This is a genomic window from Streptomyces sp. KLMMK (genome assembly GCF_036961605.1).
Classification (GTDB): domain Bacteria; phylum Actinomycetota; class Actinomycetes; order Streptomycetales; family Streptomycetaceae; genus Streptomyces; species Streptomyces telluris.
In genome coordinates, this window is sequence record NZ_JBAMDC010000665.1 from 1 (window position 1) to 2,036 (window position 2,036).

A 2,036-nucleotide genomic window follows, 5' to 3' on the forward strand; every position below is an offset into this window, starting at 1 on the left:
GTGTCCCCGAGCGGGGCGAACGCCAGCAGGCCGATGGCGTAGCCGAGCTGGGCCACGGAGGCGATCCAGCCGGCCGCGGAGGGCGCGGCGCCGAAGTCCTGCGCGATGAGGCCGAGGAGCGGGGCCGCGAGGTAGATGTTCGCGGCGGTGACGGCGGTGCAGAGGGCGATGACCGCGAGGAGGACGGTGTTGCCGCCGCGGGCGGGGGTGGGCGCGGCCGGTGCCGCGGACCCTGCGGGCGATACGGGTGCGGGGCCGGCTGCGGCTGAGGCTGTGGGTGACGGCGTGGGCGTCGGCATGAGTGGTGAGGCTCCCCCGGGACGGTGCGGCATGCTGATAACCAACGGGCTTATAACCAACTGGTTGGTTATAAGTTTCACGTGAAACGAAACGCGCTGTCAACCGAATAGTTGGTTACTCTGGGTGCATGGCAGTCGTAAGGGATCCAGAGGCCACCAAGGCGCGCATCTTCGCGGCGGCCACCGCCGAATTCGCCGCCCACGGCATCGCCGGCGCGCGCATCGACCGCATCGCCCGCGAGGCCAAGGCGAACAAACAGCTCATCTATGCCTACTTCGGCGACAAGGCGGAGCTGTTCTCCCAGGTCCTCCGGCGGGCCCTGCTCGAACTCGCCTCCGCCGTGCCCGTCGACGCCGACGACCCCGACTGCTACGTCGACCGCCTGATGGAGTACCACAAGGCCCACCCCGAGCTGCTGCGGCTGCTCCTGTGGGAAGGGCTCGAATACGGGGAGGGCGAGATCCCGCACGAGGCCGAACGGCGCGCCCGCTACGACTCCAAGGCCACGGCCTTCGCCGTCGCCCAGGAGAAGGGCACGGTCGACGCCGGGCTGCCGCCGCGGCACCTCGTCTTCCTGATCAGCGCGCTCGCCGGGTGGGCCACGGCCGTGCCGCAGTTCCGCCGCCTGCTCGTCGGCGGGGAGGACGGGGACCTGGACACGCTGCGCGAGTCCGTGCGGACGGCGGCGCGCAGGATCACCCGGCCGGGCGCCTAGCCGCCCGGCCGGCCTCCGGCCGGTCCGTGGCCGCCTTTCAGTCCGTCTTTCAGTCCGTGCCCAGCTTCGACAGCAGGTCCACGATCCGGCCCTGCACCTCCGCGCTCGTCGAGCGCTCCGCGAGGAACAGCACCGTCTCCCCGGCCGCCAGCCCCGTCAGCTGCGCCGGGTCGATCCCGGCCGAGGTGTAGACGACCAGCGGGGTGCGCTTGAGCAGGCCGCTGCCGCGCAGCCAGTCGACGATGCCCGCGCGGCGGCGGCGCACCTGCATCAGGTCCATCACCACCAGGTTCGGGCGCATCTGCTCGGCGAGCGTCACCGCCTCCGCGTCCGTCGACGCCTGTGCCACCTGCATGCCGCGGATCTCCAGCGTCGCCGTCAGCGCGGTCGCGATCGGCGCGTGCTCCTCGATGAGCAGCACGCGCGGCGGGTGCATCTCGCTGTCGCGCGGAGCCAGCGCCTTCAGCAGCACCGCCGGGTCCGCCCCGTAGGCCGCCTCCCGCGTCGCCTGCCCCAGCCCGGCCGTCACCAGGACCGGGACTCCGGCCGCGACGGCCGCCTCGCGCAGCGACTGCAGCGCCGTGCGCGTGATCGGCCCCGTCAGCGGGTCCACGAACAGCGCCGCCGGGTACGCCGCCGTCTGCGCGTCGACCTCCTCGCGCGAGTGCACCAGCACCGGCCGGTAGCCGCGCTCGGTCAGCGCCGCCTCCGTGGACGGATCCGGAGCGGGCCACACGAGGAGCCGGCGCGGGTTGTCCAGCGGCTCGGGGGGCAGCTCGTCGTCCATCGGCGGGCGCGGCGCGTTCACGACCTCCACCGCACCGTTGGGGCCGTCGAGGGGCTCGGGCCCCTCCGAACCCTCGTCCGGAGCTCCTATGGCGAAGGCGCGCCCTGACGGGGCGTCGAGCAGGGGCGGCCGCGGTGCCGGCTGCGCCGGTGCCTGCGACGGTCCCTGTGACTGCCCCTGCGGTGGTGCCTGCGGCTCGCGCTCGCCCTCGGCCGGATTGCCGAGCCGCCGGCG

General features: G+C 73.6%; 1 protein-coding gene and 2 pseudogenes. 1 reads left to right on the forward strand and 2 read right to left on the reverse strand.

Annotation, left to right across the window (positions count from 1 at the left end; genetic code table 11):
• Positions 1-299 (reverse strand): annotated as a pseudogene (locus tag V7793_RS36895) (MFS transporter); the annotation flags it as partial.
• A 128-nt stretch (positions 300-427) separates the two neighbouring features.
• On the opposite strand from V7793_RS36895, the gene V7793_RS36900 reads away from it, so the two are divergent.
• Positions 428-1,015 carry a TetR family transcriptional regulator gene (locus V7793_RS36900; protein WP_336014044.1) on the forward strand — a complete coding sequence of 196 codons (588 nt, stop codon included), beginning with the start codon at positions 428-430 and terminating at the stop codon, positions 1,013-1,015.
• A 49-nt stretch (positions 1,016-1,064) separates the two neighbouring features.
• Here V7793_RS36900 and V7793_RS36905 read toward each other — a convergent pair.
• A pseudogene (locus tag V7793_RS36905) lies at positions 1,065-2,036 on the reverse strand (hypothetical protein); the annotation flags it as partial.

What these genes read in the sequence shown, in the direction of transcription:
- V7793_RS36900 (WP_336014044.1), top strand. Translation starts at nt 428, where the DNA reads ATGGCAGTCGTAAGGGATCCAGAGGCCACCAAGGCGCGCATCTTCGCG.